We start from the raw sequence: 13784 nt of genomic DNA, 5'->3' as shown, positions 1-13784 counted from the left end.
ACTACCTTGCGGACAGCGCCGGCGGCGGCACGAAGCCGCCGAACTCGCGTTCGATCAGCCCGGCCAGAGCAATCGTTGTTCGGTCCTCCAGATACGGCCCGATGATCTGGACGCCGATCGGCAGCCCCGAAGGCGTGCGCTCGATCGGAACGGCGGTTGCCGGCAGTCCGCAAGTCGAGGCAGGGTCGGCCCAGATGAAGCACGCATCGGCGTAAGGGGTGAGCTTGCCATCGATATCGAGGTGCCGCGCGTCGAACGGCTCGGAATGATCATGCGGGAAGGCCGGCACGGCGGCGGCCGGGTAGATCACCGCGTCGAACTCGCGGAACAGCTCCTGCCATTTTTGTTGCAGCTGCAAGCGGGCCGCGTCGGCCGCCAGCCATTCACGATGAATCATGCCCCAGCCACGCGCGCGCTCGGCCTGCAGGCTGCGGTCGTCGGGCGCGAGTGCTGCGGCAAGTCCTTGCGCTTCCGCGAGGGCGGCCGCTGTCAGGCGCGGACTTCGCGCGCCGTTCAGCAGCTTCATATAGAGGCGTGCGGAATCGGCGAGATCGGGCAGGGATGCGCTCGAGCGTGCGACCCGCGCGTCCGATTTGCCGAGCCGGTCGGCCAAGCGCCCGATGGCGGAGCGCACGGCGTCACCCGTCGGCATCAACGGATGCGTGTCGATTACAAGGATATTGAATTTTTTGAGCTGGTCATGGCGCGGGGCGGGCAGCGCAAGGCGATAGCCGATGCCGTCGCGCGTCTCGTCGGGGCCGGCAATCACGTCGAGCGACAATCCGAGGTCCGAGGCGGTGCGCGCCATCGGTCCGACGACAGCCAGATCACCCTGGCCGGGAACGGGGCGTGCCGGCGGCAGGCTGTATCCGCGCAGCGGGACCAGGCCGAGGCTCGGCTTGTGTCCGAACACACCGCAAAAATGCGCAGGTACTCGAATCGAGCCGCCGATATCCGAGCCGATCGAGAGCGGACCGAACCCTGCGGCCAGCGCCGCACCGCATCCGCCCGAGGAGCCGCCGGGTGACCGGCCGAGGTCCCACGGGTTGTTCGTCGTCCCGTAGATCTCGTTGTAGCTCTGGAAGTCCCGCAAGCCGATCGGGATGTTGGTCTTGCCGATGATGATGGCGCCCGCGGCCTTCAACCGGCGGACGACGACGGCGTCGTCCGCCGGTTGAAAATCCCGGAAATGCGGAAAGCCCCATGTCGTCGGCAGGCCGGCAACGTTGAACGGCTCCTTCAGAGTCACCGGGATGCCCAGTAATGGCAGCCGCTCGCCGCGGCCAAGCGCGGCGTCGGCGGCGCGCGCGGCTTCTCTGGCGCGATCGAAATCCCGGACGATGATCGCGTTGATGGGCCCGTCCAGAGCCTCGATCCGCGCGATCGTAAGCGCGAGCAATTCCGACGCAGATATCTTGCGCGCGTACAAGGCGCTCAGCAGCGCGCCGATCGAGCCGTAGGTCAGGTCAGCGGCATCTCGTTGCATCATCAACTCCATTATATCTGGTCGCCGTGTCGGGACCATTCCGGCGGCAAACCGATCCGGGTACCGAACGTGCAATTTTGAAAGCGAGATGAGGAGGCGGCGCAACGGGAACCAGATCTGCCTGCGTACGGGGGCCAGAACGGGTCGGCGCTCAGCTAAAGCAATAGAATCGTACGTTCGACCTTCCGGCTGGAGTGTGCGCGAGCCAATAGCAGCTATAAGGGCGGATCAGCCCTGCGACCTCGCACAAGAGTCAGCAATGTTCGCCCTGACATTTCTTGGGACCTCGGCCAGCGTTCCATCCGCAGAGCGCAACCATCCGGCGCTTCTCCTGGAGGCCGCGGGCCAGCGCATGCTGATCGACTGCGGCGAGGGCACGCAGCGACAGTTGCTGCGAAGCGGCGCTGGCTTTCGGCGGCTCGATCGTATTCTGCTGACGCACGGGCATCTCGACCACGTACTCGGCATCCCCGGTCTGTTCTCGACATTGGGGCTGCGGCGGACCTCCGATGTGATGACCATCCATGGCGGGCCTGCTACACTCGATATCGTCATCCGCATGCTCGCAGGCCTGTGGGGCGAGGGCCGAACGCCGATTCCCGTGCAGTTCGCGCCGCTCTCTGAAGGGCAGGTCGTCGACGCCGGCGTCTTTACCATCCGCTGCTTTCCGGTCCGCCATCGCGACACCGATAGTTTTGGATTCGTTTTCCAAAGTCCTGCGCGCCGCCATCTCTTGTCTGATCGCCTCGCTGCGCTTGGTGTGCCCGATGGTCCCATGCGCGGCGAATTGGCCGCAGGTCGACAGGTCACGATTGAAGGTGGCCGGACGATCGATCCGGAGGATGTCCTGGGTCCGCCGAGTGGGGCTAAGAAACTGGTCGTGATCGGCGACACCGAGACCACCGAGGGGCTATCGAAACATGCCGCGGATGCGGACCTGCTGGTGATCGAGGCGACGTTCCTGGATCGGGATGCGCCGACGGCGCGGGATTACGGCCATCTCACCGCGGCGGAGGCGGCTCAGTTCGCGGCCACGAACAACGTCCGGCAGCTCGTGCTCACGCATTTATCGGGCCGCTATGAGGACGACGAGATACTGACTGAGGCGGCAAAGATCTTCCCGGGCGTTCGGATCGCCGCAGACTTCGATCGTATCTCTGTTTAGGCATGCGTTGCACCGCCATTAATCTTACCTGTCAAGGTTTACGCGACTTCATTCCCGCAGCCGCGCGCCAGCACGATAATTTCGCGAGATCAGAAATCAGATTTGTATTGAGAGTAGCATGTCTCGTTCCGTTGAATTGATCGTTGAGGGCTATGTGAGGCTGAACGACCGCGATGCCCTGGAAGATATCTTGGCGCATCGCCAGGACCTGCTGCGGCAGCTGGTGGCCGTGACCGGCGTCGACCCGCAGCACTCCATCGCGCAGCTGAGCGAGGAAATCACCATTGTCGAAGCCGGACTCGCGACACTCGTCCCGGAATAGCCGATCTTAGGGAATCGCGCTTCGGCCGGCGGCGCGCTCAGCTCAACAGGCCAGACTTGATGGTGATCTCCTGCACCGTGGTCGTCAGCCGTATCAGCTTCGGCAGCGCCTGGAGGTAGCCAAGTTCGATCAGTGCCTGGATCAGCCGGAACGCCGTGCCACGATCGAGATCTGCGGATGCGGCATGCCCTGCCATGACAGCCACAGCTCTTGACGCGGGTGGCGGCCTGATCCTACCAACGGGGCAGATTAAAATGTCCGCATTCCGAACTACATCGATCTGACGATCGGAGGAAGCTTTGTCGACACCATCGCTGCACCCACATGGCGTGTTCTCCGCCGCGTTGACGCCGCTCGACGCCGAGCTCGCGCCCGATCATGCGCGCTTTGTCGCGCATTGCCGCTATTTGCTGAACGAAGGCTGTGATGCCATTGCGATGCTTGGCACCACGGGCGAGGCGAACTCGTTCTCGGTCGCCGAGCGCACCGCGCTGCTGGAGGCCGTGATCGCCGGCGGCATCAAGCCGAACCAGTTGCTGCCGGGCACCGGCGTTGCGGCGTTCACCGACACCATCGCGTTGACGCGCCATGCGCTGTCGGTCGGCGTCGATACCGTGGTGATGCTGCCGCCGTTCTACTACAAGAACGTCAGCGATGACGGCGTCTATGCCGCCTATAGCGAGATCATCCAGCGCATCGGCGACAAGCGCCTCAAGATCGTGCTCTATCACATCCCGCAAATGTCGATGCAGCCGATCTCGCACGCGCTGATCGAGCGGTTGCGCACAGCCTATCCGTCGACCGTCGTTGGCATCAAGGATTCTTCGGGCGACTTCGCCAACATGACCGCGATGGTCGAGCGCTTCCCGGGCTTCTCGGTGCTGACCGGCGCCGATCCGCTGCTGCTGCCGCTGCTGCGCAAGGGCGGCGCGGGCTGCATCACTGCGACCTCTAATCTCGTCGCGCGCGATCTCGCTTACGTCTTCAAGCATTTCCGCGACGGCGACGACGATGCAAAGCTCGCCGCTGCGCAAGCACGCATCGTCAAGGCGCGCGGGCTGGTCTCGCGCTTCGCGCAAATGCCCTCCCTGAAGGCGCTGATGGCTGAGCGAACCGGTCACGCCGGCTGGCAGCGCCTGCGGCCGCCGCTGGAGACCTTGCCGGTGGCTCAGTTGAAGGAGCTGCTCGCGAATGCCGAGGCATTCGCGGCCGCCGCTTAGGGCAGATGCGGGAGCCGCATCACGATGACGCGCGTTCGCCTGCTTGCTGACGATCTTACCGGTGCACTCGACACCGCGGCGGAGTTTGTCGGCCTGTGCGGACCGTTCGACGTCATCTGGGCGGACACGCCCGCGGGGGCAGGCCTCCCAAGTCTGGCGATCGACAGCGGCACCCGCGAGCGTTCGAAGGTCGAAAGCGTCGCGATCGTCGGACGGCTGGCGCCGCTGCTGCGTGATGGGACGATCGCCTACAAGAAGGTCGATAGCCTGCTCCGTGGCACTTGGGCGGCCGAGCTCGGCGCCTGCATGAGCACCGGCCACTGGGCGTCATGCGTGGTCGCGCCTGCCTTCGACTATCAGGGACGCCGCACTGTCGATGCTCAGCAATATGCGCGCAACGTGGAGGGCGACTGGCATCGCGTCGGGGACAATCTGCTGGATCAGTTGAGACAGGACGGCATCGAGGCGCAGCGTGGCTGCGCCGGCACGCTGGCGCAAGGCGGCGTTCAGATATTCGATGCCGAGAGCGACCTCGATCTTGATCGCGTCGTCGAGATGGCGCGGCGGATGCCCGGACCCGTGCTGTGGTGCGGCAGCGGCGGTTTGGCCGGCGCGCTTGCGCGTGGCCACCGCGCAGACTCGCTTTCGAAATTGAAGCGGCCGGTGCTGGGGCTGTTCGGCTCCGATCAGGCGACGACCGCCTCCCAACTTGCGGCCTGCGGCGAGGCAACGCTCACGTTGGCTGAAGGAGAGGGCGGCGGCCGTGTTCAGCGGAAGCTGGCAGACGCCGGCGTGGCCCTGGTGAAGTTCGCGCTTCCTGATGGCCTTCCGCGTTCCGAGGCGGCACAACGCATCGCACGCGAATTGACGGCGCTGACTGCGGCGCTCGATCCGCCCGGAACCCTGATCGTCGCTGGCGGCGAAACGCTGAAGGCCGTATGCCTTGCACTCGGCGCGCATGCGCTCCAGGTCACGGGATGCATCGTGCCCGGCTTGCCGCGCTCGACGCTCGAAGGCGGCCGCTGGGCCGGCGTCGATATCATCTCGAAATCCGGAGCCTTCGGCGCGCGCGAGCTGTGGCGCGATCTGCTCCGGGACAATCATCTGCTCAACATGGAGAGCCCATCATGACCTCTCGTCATCTTGCCATCACCATGGGCGATCCCGCCGGGATCGGGCCGGAGATCATCGTCAAGGCCTGCGTCGGATTGAAGGAGCGGATCGCGACTGGCGATCTGCGCCTCCTGATCATTGGCAGCGGCGCTGCGCTGGACGGCGCGAAGGCCGCGCTCGGCAGCGACGTTGCGATCCCGCTAGTCAAGGCCGATGATCGCGAATGGCCGAACCTCTGCTACCTGCAGGCTGACGTCGAAGGCGACCCGATCAAGCCCGGCGTGCTCAGCGCCGACGGCGGCCGCTTTGCCTACAAGGCGATCGAGCAGGGCGTGCGCTTGACGCAGGCGGGCCGGACCGGCGCGATCGTCACGGCGCCGCTCAACAAGGAAGCGCTCAACAAGGCCGGGTATCATTTCCCCGGCCATACCGAAATGCTCGCGCACCTGACCGGCGTGCGCGGCTCGGTGATGCTGCTGGCCCACGGCAACATGCGCGTCAGCCATGTTTCGACCCATGTGGCGCTGGAGGACGTGCCGAAGCGTCTGACGCCGGAGCGATTGCGCATGGTGATTGATCTCACCAACGATGCGCTGCTGCGGCTCGGGATCGCCAAGCCCAGAATCGCGATCGCCGCACTCAACCCGCATGCCGGCGAGGGCGGCTTGTTCGGCCGGCAGGATATCGATGTGTCCGCGCCCACGATCGCCAAGGCGGTCGCCGACGGCCTCGACGTCGTCGGTCCCGTGCCCGGCGACACCATCTTCGTCAAGCTACGCGCCGGCCAGTATGATGCCGCGGTCGCGATGTATCACGACCAGGGGCACATCCCCGTCAAGCTGCTCGGCTTCCAGGTCGATCCCGCCACCGGCCGCTGGCAGGAGCTCTCCGGCGTCAACATCACGCTGGGTCTGCCGATCATCCGCACCTCCGTCGATCACGGCACTGCCTTCGACATTGCCGGCAAGGGGATTGCCAACGAGCACAGCCTGATCGAGGCCATCGACTATGCCGAGCGGTTGGCCGCAGGCAGCACCGCATCCAAGTCTTGAGATCGAGCCCACGATGACCAACGCCTTCACGCCCATCGAAATCCTCCGTCCCACCATCCTGGAGTTCGGCAACGGCACCATCAACGCCGCAGCGCGCTTCGCCGAGCGGATCGGCGCCAAGCGGCCGCTGGTGGTCTCGGATCCGTTCAACGCGCGCCGCGTCGAGATGAGATCGATGTGGCCTGGCGTTGCGTCGGCAATCCTGCTGGCGATGTCGCCGACGAACGCGCAGGATGGCAGTCCGTCGAAGTAGGTGACGGTGATCGTGCCCTTCGCCGGCGCACCTTGATCCGTCCACCGCAACGCTTGCCAGCCCATAGCCGAGCAGGTAGAAGGCTTCACGCCTGAGCCGTGATTTGCGCAGACCGCGCTTCCGGCCACAGTCGGACAGATCAGTAAGATATTGAATTTGTTCGGCTATTCCGTTGGGGAATGGTGTAACGGTAGCACAACAGACTCTGACTCTGTTTGTCTAGGTTCGAATCCTAGTTCCCCAGCCAATTCAAGGCGCCTCCCACAGGTCTGAATTGCCTCTGCCCTTCCGTCTGCCGCGCCGCCGTTCGCGGCGGTTTGCCTCATCCACATATCTCCATCGCCGGTCGGATCGGCGCGGGTCCGATCGTCCTTGGGACGTGCAACCCAAGGAGATCCGTGATGCCCTATATCGATGGTTTCGTGCTGGCAGTGGCGAGGGACAAGATCGAGGCCTACAAGGCGCTGGCCCGAACGGCTTGCGCGGTGTGGATGGAGCATGGTGCGCTCGACTATGTCGAGTGCATCGGCGATGACGTGCCCTACGGCGAGCTCACATCCTTTCCGCGTGCGGTGATGGCGACGGAGAACGAGGTCGTGGTGTTCTCCTGGATCGTCTACCGCGATCGAGCGAGCCGCGATGCCGTCAACGCCAAGGTGATGGCCGATCCGCGTCTCAAGGGCTCCGACATGCCGTTCGACGGCAAGCGCATGATCTATGGCGGCTTCACGATGCTGTTTCAGGCAAGTGATGAGCGCGCTTCGTAGATGAGTTGGCCCCGCGATTGTACGAAGCGCTGCGGGGCCAATCCACTGCAGGTTCGAATCCAGGTTCCCCAGCCGGCTACGAAATCTCCGTGATTACGCGGAGCTGCGACGCCAGCGCCGGCGTGCAGCACAGAATCGGATTGCCTTTGCTGATACCGTCACCGGCGAAGAAGTCGTTGACCCAGCCACCAGCCTCGCCGACGATCACAATGCCGGCGGCGACGTCCCAGGCGTTGATATGCAGCTCGGCATAGCCGTCGGTGCGCCCGTTCGCGACATGACAGAGGCCCAGCGTGCCCGAGCCCGAGCGCTTGATCGAGCAGCCGGCAGAATATCCGCGGCCGATCACATCGAGATAGCGCTGCGAGGGTAAACGGGCCGACCAACCCAGTTCGACATAAGCGCGGCGGATGTCATCGGCGCCTGAGACGGCGATCGGCTGCCCGTTCAGCGTCGCGCCCTGGCCGCGTTGCGCGACATAGAGCTCGTCCAGCGCCGGTGCGGCGACGATGCCGATCGTCGGCTCGCGGTTCAGCAGGAAGCCGACGGAGGTGCACCAGTTGCGATCACCACGCGCGAAGTTCGACGTGCCGTCGATCGGATCGAGGATCCAGACCGCATCGCTGGCCTCGCCGCCGCCTTCCTCACCGATCACCGTGTCGCCGGGGAAGAGCTCTGCCAGCCGCGCACGCAAAAAATCCTCGATGGCGCCGTCGGCGACGGTGAGCCAATCCTGCGCCCCCTTCATCGTGACGCCGAGGCTTTCCTTGCGGCCGAAATAGTCCAGCGCCATGCGCCCCGCCTCGGCGACGAGGCCCTGGGCCGCGTAGCGCCGCAGCCTGAGTTCGGCAGGCGTCATGGTCAGACGGCCTTGATGGCGACAGGGCGACCGGTACGGGCGGATTCGGTGGCGGCGTCAGCGAGCATCTGGGCGCGCAGCCCGTCGAGACCGGTAGGAGAGGGGGCAGCCTTGCCGGCGCAGGCGGTGATGAAGGCAGCAAGCTCGGCGCGATAAGCGGCGGCATAGCGTTCGAGGAAGAAGTTCTGCACCGGATCGGCGCGGAAGCCCGCGCCGGTGGCGATCTCGACGGTTGTCTCGTGGATGTTGCCGGCTCTCAGCATTCCCTTTGAGCCATGCACTTCCACGCGCTGGTCGTAGCCGTAAGTGGCGCGGCGCGAATTCGAGATCTGCGCGATGCGTCCGCTCGCCGTCTTCATCAGCACCGCGGCGGTATCGACGTCGCCGGCTTCACCGATGGCCTTGTCCACCAGTGCAGAGCCGAGCGCGAAGACCTCGACCGGCTCCTCCGCCAGCAGGAAGCGCGCCATGTCGAAATCATGGATCATCATGTCGCGGAAGAGTCCGCCCGAGCGTTTCACATAGTCAAGCGGCGGCGGTCCAGGATCACGCGAGATGATGTTGATGATCTCTATCTCGCCGGCCTCGCCCTGGCGCAGCCGCTTCTCCAACGCCGCAAAGTTAGGATCGAAGCGGCGGTTGAAGCCGATCATCAGGGGCTTGCCCATCTTCTCGACCGTGGCCAGGCAGCGGCGGATCCGGTCTGAATCGAGATCGACCGGCTTCTCGCAGAACACGGCCTTGCCGGCCGAGACGGCGGCCTCGATCAGGTCGGCATGCGTGTCGGTCGGCGTGCAGATCAGGATGGCATCGATGCCGGCATCGCCCATGATCGCATTCGCATCGGCCACTTTCGCGCCTGCAGTCTGCGCCAGCGAGGACGCCGCCTCGGCCGAGGCGTCGGCCACTGCGATGAGCCGTGCATCGCCGCGCGCCGCGACATTGAGCCCGTGAATGCACCCGATCCTTCCGGCGCCAAGAAGTCCAAACCGCATTGTCATCATCATTGCTTGACTATTGGAATAAGCATTCCATTCTCTGCGCCGCCTAGTCAAGGTCGGAGCGTGCCCTTCTCGATGTCCCCCAGCGCGTCACAGCATCGTGGCAGATCGGACGACGACGCATTCGCGACTCAGTTGCGCGAGCGCGCGCTCGGTCAGCGCGATGATGGAACATTTCGGCGGGCTGGTCCAAGCCGGGCGGCGCGGTTGAACGGGAGCAAATGATGGCGACGATCAGGCTCACCATGGCGCAGGCGCTCGTCGCCGCGATGGCTGCGCAGAAGACGGTGGTCGATGGGCAGGAGCTGCCGCTCTTCGCCGGGGTCTGGGCGATCTTCGGGCATGGCAATGTGGCGGGCCTCGGCGAGGCGCTGTATGCCGCGCGCGACCGTCTACCGACCTTGCGCGCCCATAATGAGCAGGCGATGGCACATGCCGCGATCGCCTTCGCCAAGGCCTCGCGCCGCCGGCGCATGATGGCGGTGACGAGTTCGATCGGGCCAGGCGCGACCAATATGGTGACGGCTGCTGCCGTCGCCCACGTCAATCGCCTGCCGGTGTTGCTGCTGCCGGGCGACGTCTTTGCCGGGCGCCGTCCTGACCCGGTGCTGCAGCAAGTCGAGGATTTCGGCGACGGGACCGTCTCCGCCAATGACTGCTTCCGGCCCATCTCGCGTTATTTCGACCGCATCACCCGGCCCGAGCAAATCATGCCCGCCTTCGAGCGCGCGATGCAGGTGCTGACGGATACGGCCGAATGCGGCCCCGTGACGCTCGCGCTCTGCCAGGACGTGCAGACGGAAGCCTTCGACTATCCCGACTGGTTCTTCGCCGAGCGCGTCTGGCAGCCGCGCCGGCCGCGGGCCGACGAGACGCAGTTGGCGCAAGCCGTCGCTCTTATCAAGACGGCCAGGCGCCCGCTCGTCGTCGCAGGCGGTGGCGTCCTCTACAGTGAGGCGGAAGGCGATCTCGCGGCCTTCTGCACAGCGCACGGTATCCCAGCCGCGGAAACGCAAGCCGGCAAGAGCGCGCTGCCTCACGACCATCCACTCAATCTCGGGGCGATCGGCGTGACCGGCACGGGCGCCGCCAACGATGCGGCACGGCAGGCCGATCTCGTTCTTGCGATCGGCACCCGGCTGCAAGATTTCACCACCGGTTCGCGCTCACTCTTCGCCGATCCCGCTTGCCGGATCGTCGGCCTCAATACCCAGAGCTTCGATGCCGGAAAACACCGTGCGCAACCACTCGTCGCCGATGCCAAGGTCGGGCTGGCGGAACTCGGCGCCATACTTCAGGGCTGGGCCGCGCCTGCCAGTTGGACCGGCCAGGCCAGGAGCGGCCGCACGGCCTGGCTCGAAACGGCAACACGCTACACCGCGGCCGGCAACGAGACCTTGCCGAGCGACGCGCAGGTCATCGGCGCGGTTCAACGCCGCAGCCGGCCGAGCGACGTCGTGCTCTGCGCCGCCGGCGGCTTGCCCGGCGAATTGCACAAGCTCTGGCAGCCCGGTTCGCCCGGCGGCTACCACATGGAATACGGCTATTCCTGCATGGGCTACGAGATCGCCGGCGGGCTGGGCGTCAAGCTCGCCGATCCCTTGCGCGAGGTCGTCGTGATGGTCGGCGACGGTTCCTACCTGATGATGAATTCCGAGATCGCAACGTCGGTGATGCTCGGCGCCAAGCTCGTCATCGTCGTGCTCGACAACCGCGGCTTCGGCTGCATCAATCGGCTCCAGAACGCGACCGGCGGCGCCTCCTTCAACAACCTCCTGCGCGACGCCCGTCACGAGACGCTGCCCGCGATCGACTTCGCAGCCCACGCCGCCGCGATGGGCGCGATCGCGCGCAAGGTTGCAAGCATCACAGAGCTCGAAGCGGCGTTCGACGAGGCGCGACGCCACGATCGGACCAGCGTCGTCGTAATCGACACCGACCCGCTGCTCTCGACCGATGCCGGCGGCCATTGGTGGGATGTGGCGGTACCGGAGGTCTCGGATCGTGCCGAGGTCGAGGCCGCAAGGCACAATTATGTCGAGGCGCTCGCGCGCCGCAATAACTGATCGAACGAGGACGACATGCTTATCCGTATCGGCGCCAACCCTATCGGCTGGTCGAACGACGATCTGCAGGAGATTGGCGGCGAGACGCCGCTCGAGACCTGCCTGGCCGAAGCGCGCGAGGTGGGCTTCGAGGGCATGGAGCTGGGCCACAAATTTCCGCGCGAGCCGCAGGCGCTAAAGGCCGCGCTCGCGCCGTTCGGCATGGCCTGCATCTCCGGCTGGTATTCGGCGGAGCTTCTGAGGCGCGATGCCGACGAGGAGATGCGGTATCTGCGCCCGCATCTCGATCTGCTGAAGGCGATGGGATCTACCGTGCTGGTCTTCGCCGAGACTTCGAATGCAATCCATGGCGATCGCAGCAAGCCGCTATCGCAGCGGCCGGTGATGAAGGCGAGCGACTGGGCGGAGTTCGGCCGCCGGATCACAGAGGTGGCGGAACGTACGCTCGCCGAGGGCGTCAGGCTGGTCTACCATCATCACATCGGCACCATCGTGGAAAGCGCTGATGATATCGACGCCTTCATGGCGGCGACCGGCGAGGCCTCTCATCTGCTGCTCGACACCGGTCACGCCACTTGGGGCGGTGCCGATCCCGCCGCGCTGGCTCGGCGTTATCGCACCCGGATCAGCCATTTCCACGCCAAGGATGTGCGCTTGGCGGTGATGGAGCAGGCGCGCCGCGAGGATTGGAGCTTCCTCGATGCGGTGCTGGGGCAGGGCAGCGATCTCGGTGTCTACACCGTGCCCGGCGACGGCATGGTCGATTACCCGGCGGTCTTCCGCGAGCTGCCGGACTATTCCGGTTGGGTTGTCGTCGAGGCGGAGCAGGATCCGCAGAAGGCGCATCCGCTGACCTATGCCAGGAAGGGGATCGCCCATCTGAAGAAGAGCTTGAAGGAGGCCGGGCTTGCCTGAGCCAAGAGGTCGCCGCAGCAGCAGTTGTCTCGCGTGACATAAACGACGCCAGATAGAACGCGCGCCGCCCGGACGCTGCGTAATCGCTGCTACCTTGTGCAGCATCGTCGCAATCCCTTTCACCTTGCCGGTGCTCCGCTGGCATGCCATCCTCTCGTCGCCAGGCATAATCAAACGGAAGCGGGCGCTTCGCCCAAGCTTTCCGAAAAATACTGGTTGGGGAAACCCTCTGGGAGGTCTGATTTCATGACATTGAAGTACGTCACGGGGCTGCTTTGCGCGGCCGCGATGTCCCTTGCGCTCGCTGCCGGCGCACGCGCCGAGGACAAGGTGGTCAAGATCGGCGTCATCATGCCGATGTCTGGCGGCACTGCCTCGATCGGAGCACACGCCAAGGCGGCCATCGAAGTCGCCATGGACATCATCAACAATGCGCATCCCGAGCTCGGCAATTTGCCGTTGGCCAAGAACGCAGGCCTTGCCGGTCTCGGCGGTGCCAAGATCGAGGCCGTCTTCGCCGACAACCAGGGCAACCCGGCGACGGGGCAGAACCAGGCGCTACGCCTGATCACAGAAGACAAGGTCGCGGCCGTATTCGGCTCGTATCAGTCCGGAGTGACGCTGACATCAAGCGCGATTGCCGAGAAATACGGCATTCCCTTTCTGAATTCGGAATCCGTTGCCGCCAATCTCACCGAGCGCGGCTTCAAATGGTTCTTCCGCACCACGCCGATCGCGACCGATTTCGCCAAGATATACACTGAGTTCCTCACCGACATGAAGGCGACCGGCGCCAAGACCGACGCCATCGCGCTGGTCCACGACAACACCGAATACGGCACTTCGGTCGCCAACACGATCAGCGCCGCCTTCAAGGAGAAGGGGCAGCCGGTCGCGCTCGATGTCGCCTATCCCGTCAACGCGACCGACCTTCAGGGCCAAGTGCTCCAGCTCAAGGACAAGAAGCCGGACGTGATCATCATGATCAGCTACACGTCGGATGCGATCCTGTTCGCCAAGACCATGCAGTCGCTCGACTACAAGCCTGCGATCCTGCTCGCCGACGATGCCGGCTATTCCGACCCGTCCTTCATCAAGGCGGTCGGCAAGATCTCGCAGGGCGTGTTCAACCGCTCGTCCTGGGTCGTCGGACCGTCGGGCTCGGCGTCGGCCGTCATCGCCGACATGTACAAGAAGAAGAGCGGCGAGGAGATGGACGACACGGTCGCTCGCCAGATGCAGGGCTTCTTCGTGCTGGCCGACGCCGTCGACCGTGCCGGATCGACCGATCCTGCCAAGGTTCAGGCTGCCTTGAAGGCGACGGACCTGAAAGCCGACCAGCTTATGATCGGCTACAAGGGCGTGAAGTTCGACGACAAGGGCCAGAACATCCTGGCGTCCGGCGCCATCATCCAGCTTCAGGACGGCGAGAACTACGTCTCGGTGTGGCCCAAGGCCAATGCCGAGAAGTCGCCGGTGCTGCCCTACAAGGGCTGGTGAATTGTTGAAGGCGGGGCCGCGCGGCCCGCCGCTCCCAAAATGATCTGATCAGAGCAACGCGGCTC

General features: G+C 64.9%; 14 protein-coding genes and 1 tRNA gene. 11 read left to right on the top strand and 4 right to left on the bottom strand.

The window, feature by feature from the left end:
• Nucleotide 1 precedes the first annotated feature (1 nt).
• Nucleotides 2-1486, bottom strand: a complete 1485-nt coding sequence (locus tag ABIA96_RS10465; protein ID WP_354136952.1) for an amidase — start codon at nt 1484-1486, stop codon at nt 2-4.
• A 259-nt stretch (nt 1487-1745) separates the two neighbouring features.
• Between ABIA96_RS10465 and rnz the strand changes: the two genes are divergently transcribed.
• Complete coding sequence (rnz, locus tag ABIA96_RS10460; protein ID WP_354136951.1) at nt 1746-2651, top strand: ribonuclease Z; 906 nt, start codon at nt 1746-1748, stop codon at nt 2649-2651.
• 118 nt (nt 2652-2769) lie between these two features.
• On the top strand, nt 2770-2973 hold the full coding sequence (locus ABIA96_RS10455) for a hypothetical protein (protein WP_354136950.1): 204 nt from the start codon (nt 2770-2772) through the stop codon (nt 2971-2973).
• Nucleotides 2974-3010: 37 nt separating this feature from the next.
• On the opposite strand, the gene ABIA96_RS10450 is transcribed toward ABIA96_RS10455, so the two are convergent.
• A complete protein-coding gene (locus ABIA96_RS10450; protein WP_354136949.1) occupies nt 3011-3169 on the bottom strand; it encodes a helix-turn-helix domain-containing protein in 159 nt (52 codons plus the stop codon).
• A gap of 103 nt (nt 3170-3272) precedes the next feature.
• Between ABIA96_RS10450 and ABIA96_RS10445 the strand changes: the two genes are divergently transcribed.
• The 6 genes from ABIA96_RS10445 to ABIA96_RS10420 all read left to right on the top strand — a co-directional run bounded on the left by ABIA96_RS10445 (nt 3273) and on the right by ABIA96_RS10420 (nt 7378).
• Nucleotides 3273-4193, top strand: a complete 921-nt coding sequence (locus ABIA96_RS10445) for a dihydrodipicolinate synthase family protein (protein WP_354136948.1) — start codon at nt 3273-3275, stop codon at nt 4191-4193.
• Nucleotides 4194-4217: 24 nt separating this feature from the next.
• The gene (locus tag ABIA96_RS10440; protein ID WP_354136947.1) at nt 4218-5324 is read left to right on the top strand and encodes a four-carbon acid sugar kinase family protein; all 1107 of its coding nucleotides are present in this window, start codon (nt 4218-4220) and stop codon (nt 5322-5324) included.
• On the top strand, nt 5321-6358 hold the full coding sequence (gene pdxA / locus ABIA96_RS10435; protein ID WP_354136946.1) for a 4-hydroxythreonine-4-phosphate dehydrogenase PdxA: 1038 nt from the start codon (nt 5321-5323) through the stop codon (nt 6356-6358). The genes ABIA96_RS10440 and pdxA overlap by 4 nt, the downstream gene beginning before the upstream one ends.
• Nucleotides 6359-6371: 13 nt before the next feature.
• Nucleotides 6372-6611, top strand: coding sequence for a hypothetical protein (locus ABIA96_RS10430; RefSeq protein WP_354136945.1), 240 nt, complete (start codon nt 6372-6374; stop codon nt 6609-6611).
• Nucleotides 6612-6784: 173 nt separating this feature from the next.
• Nucleotides 6785-6858 (top strand) — tRNA-Gln (locus ABIA96_RS10425).
• 154 nt (nt 6859-7012) lie between these two features.
• On the top strand, nt 7013-7378 hold the full coding sequence (locus ABIA96_RS10420) for a DUF1428 domain-containing protein (RefSeq protein WP_354136944.1): 366 nt from the start codon (nt 7013-7015) through the stop codon (nt 7376-7378).
• 76 nt (nt 7379-7454) lie between these two features.
• On the opposite strand, the gene ABIA96_RS10415 is transcribed toward ABIA96_RS10420, so the two are convergent.
• Nucleotides 7455-8237 (bottom strand): inositol monophosphatase family protein, encoded by a 783-nt coding sequence (locus ABIA96_RS10415; RefSeq protein ID WP_354136943.1) that lies wholly within the window; start codon nt 8235-8237, stop codon nt 7455-7457.
• A 2-nt stretch (nt 8238-8239) separates the two neighbouring features.
• Entirely contained in the window at nt 8240-9232 is a 993-nt protein-coding gene (gene iolG, locus ABIA96_RS10410) for an inositol 2-dehydrogenase (protein ID WP_354136942.1), read from the bottom strand.
• Nucleotides 9233-9459: 227 nt separating this feature from the next.
• Between iolG and iolD the strand changes: the two genes are divergently transcribed.
• The 3 genes from iolD to ABIA96_RS10395 all read left to right on the top strand — a co-directional run bounded on the left by iolD (nt 9460) and on the right by ABIA96_RS10395 (nt 13719).
• Entirely contained in the window at nt 9460-11304 is a 1845-nt protein-coding gene (gene iolD, locus ABIA96_RS10405) for a 3D-(3,5/4)-trihydroxycyclohexane-1,2-dione acylhydrolase (decyclizing) (RefSeq protein ID WP_354136941.1), read from the top strand.
• A 15-nt stretch (nt 11305-11319) separates the two neighbouring features.
• Nucleotides 11320-12219 (top strand): myo-inosose-2 dehydratase, encoded by a 900-nt coding sequence (iolE, locus tag ABIA96_RS10400; RefSeq protein ID WP_354136940.1) that lies wholly within the window; start codon nt 11320-11322, stop codon nt 12217-12219.
• Between the two features lie 246 nt (nt 12220-12465).
• Nucleotides 12466-13719 carry an ABC transporter substrate-binding protein gene (locus ABIA96_RS10395; protein ID WP_354136939.1) on the top strand — a complete coding sequence of 418 codons (1254 nt, stop codon included), beginning with the start codon at nt 12466-12468 and terminating at the stop codon, nt 13717-13719.
• The last annotated feature ends 65 nt before the right edge of the window (nt 13720-13784 follow it).

This window comes from Bradyrhizobium sp. LB11.1 (assembly GCF_040549385.1).
In the GTDB taxonomy this organism is placed as follows: domain Bacteria; phylum Pseudomonadota; class Alphaproteobacteria; order Rhizobiales; family Xanthobacteraceae; genus Bradyrhizobium.
This window is presented reverse-complemented; position numbering and strand designations above follow the sequence as displayed.

What these genes read in the sequence shown, in the direction of transcription:
- ABIA96_RS10455 (WP_354136950.1), top strand. Translation starts at nt 2,770, where the DNA reads ATGTCTCGTTCCGTTGAATTGATCGTTGAGGGCTATGTGAGGCTGAAC.
- ABIA96_RS10465 (WP_354136952.1), bottom strand. Translation starts at nt 1,486, where the DNA reads ATGCAACGAGATGCCGCTGACCTGACCTACGGCTCGATCGGCGCGCTG.
- rnz (WP_354136951.1), top strand. Translation starts at nt 1,746, where the DNA reads ATGTTCGCCCTGACATTTCTTGGGACCTCGGCCAGCGTTCCATCCGCA.
- iolD (WP_354136941.1), top strand. Translation starts at nt 9,460, where the DNA reads ATGATGGCGACGATCAGGCTCACCATGGCGCAGGCGCTCGTCGCCGCG.
- ABIA96_RS10430 (WP_354136945.1), top strand. Translation starts at nt 6,372, where the DNA reads ATGACCAACGCCTTCACGCCCATCGAAATCCTCCGTCCCACCATCCTG.
- iolG (WP_354136942.1), bottom strand. Translation starts at nt 9,232, where the DNA reads ATGCGGTTTGGACTTCTTGGCGCCGGAAGGATCGGGTGCATTCACGGG.
- pdxA (WP_354136946.1), top strand. Translation starts at nt 5,321, where the DNA reads ATGACCTCTCGTCATCTTGCCATCACCATGGGCGATCCCGCCGGGATC.
- ABIA96_RS10450 (WP_354136949.1), bottom strand. Translation starts at nt 3,169, where the DNA reads ATGGCAGGGCATGCCGCATCCGCAGATCTCGATCGTGGCACGGCGTTC.
- ABIA96_RS10440 (WP_354136947.1), top strand. Translation starts at nt 4,218, where the DNA reads ATGACGCGCGTTCGCCTGCTTGCTGACGATCTTACCGGTGCACTCGAC.
- ABIA96_RS10395 (WP_354136939.1), top strand. Translation starts at nt 12,466, where the DNA reads ATGACATTGAAGTACGTCACGGGGCTGCTTTGCGCGGCCGCGATGTCC.
- ABIA96_RS10420 (WP_354136944.1), top strand. Translation starts at nt 7,013, where the DNA reads ATGCCCTATATCGATGGTTTCGTGCTGGCAGTGGCGAGGGACAAGATC.
- iolE (WP_354136940.1), top strand. Translation starts at nt 11,320, where the DNA reads ATGCTTATCCGTATCGGCGCCAACCCTATCGGCTGGTCGAACGACGAT.
- ABIA96_RS10415 (WP_354136943.1), bottom strand. Translation starts at nt 8,237, where the DNA reads ATGACGCCTGCCGAACTCAGGCTGCGGCGCTACGCGGCCCAGGGCCTC.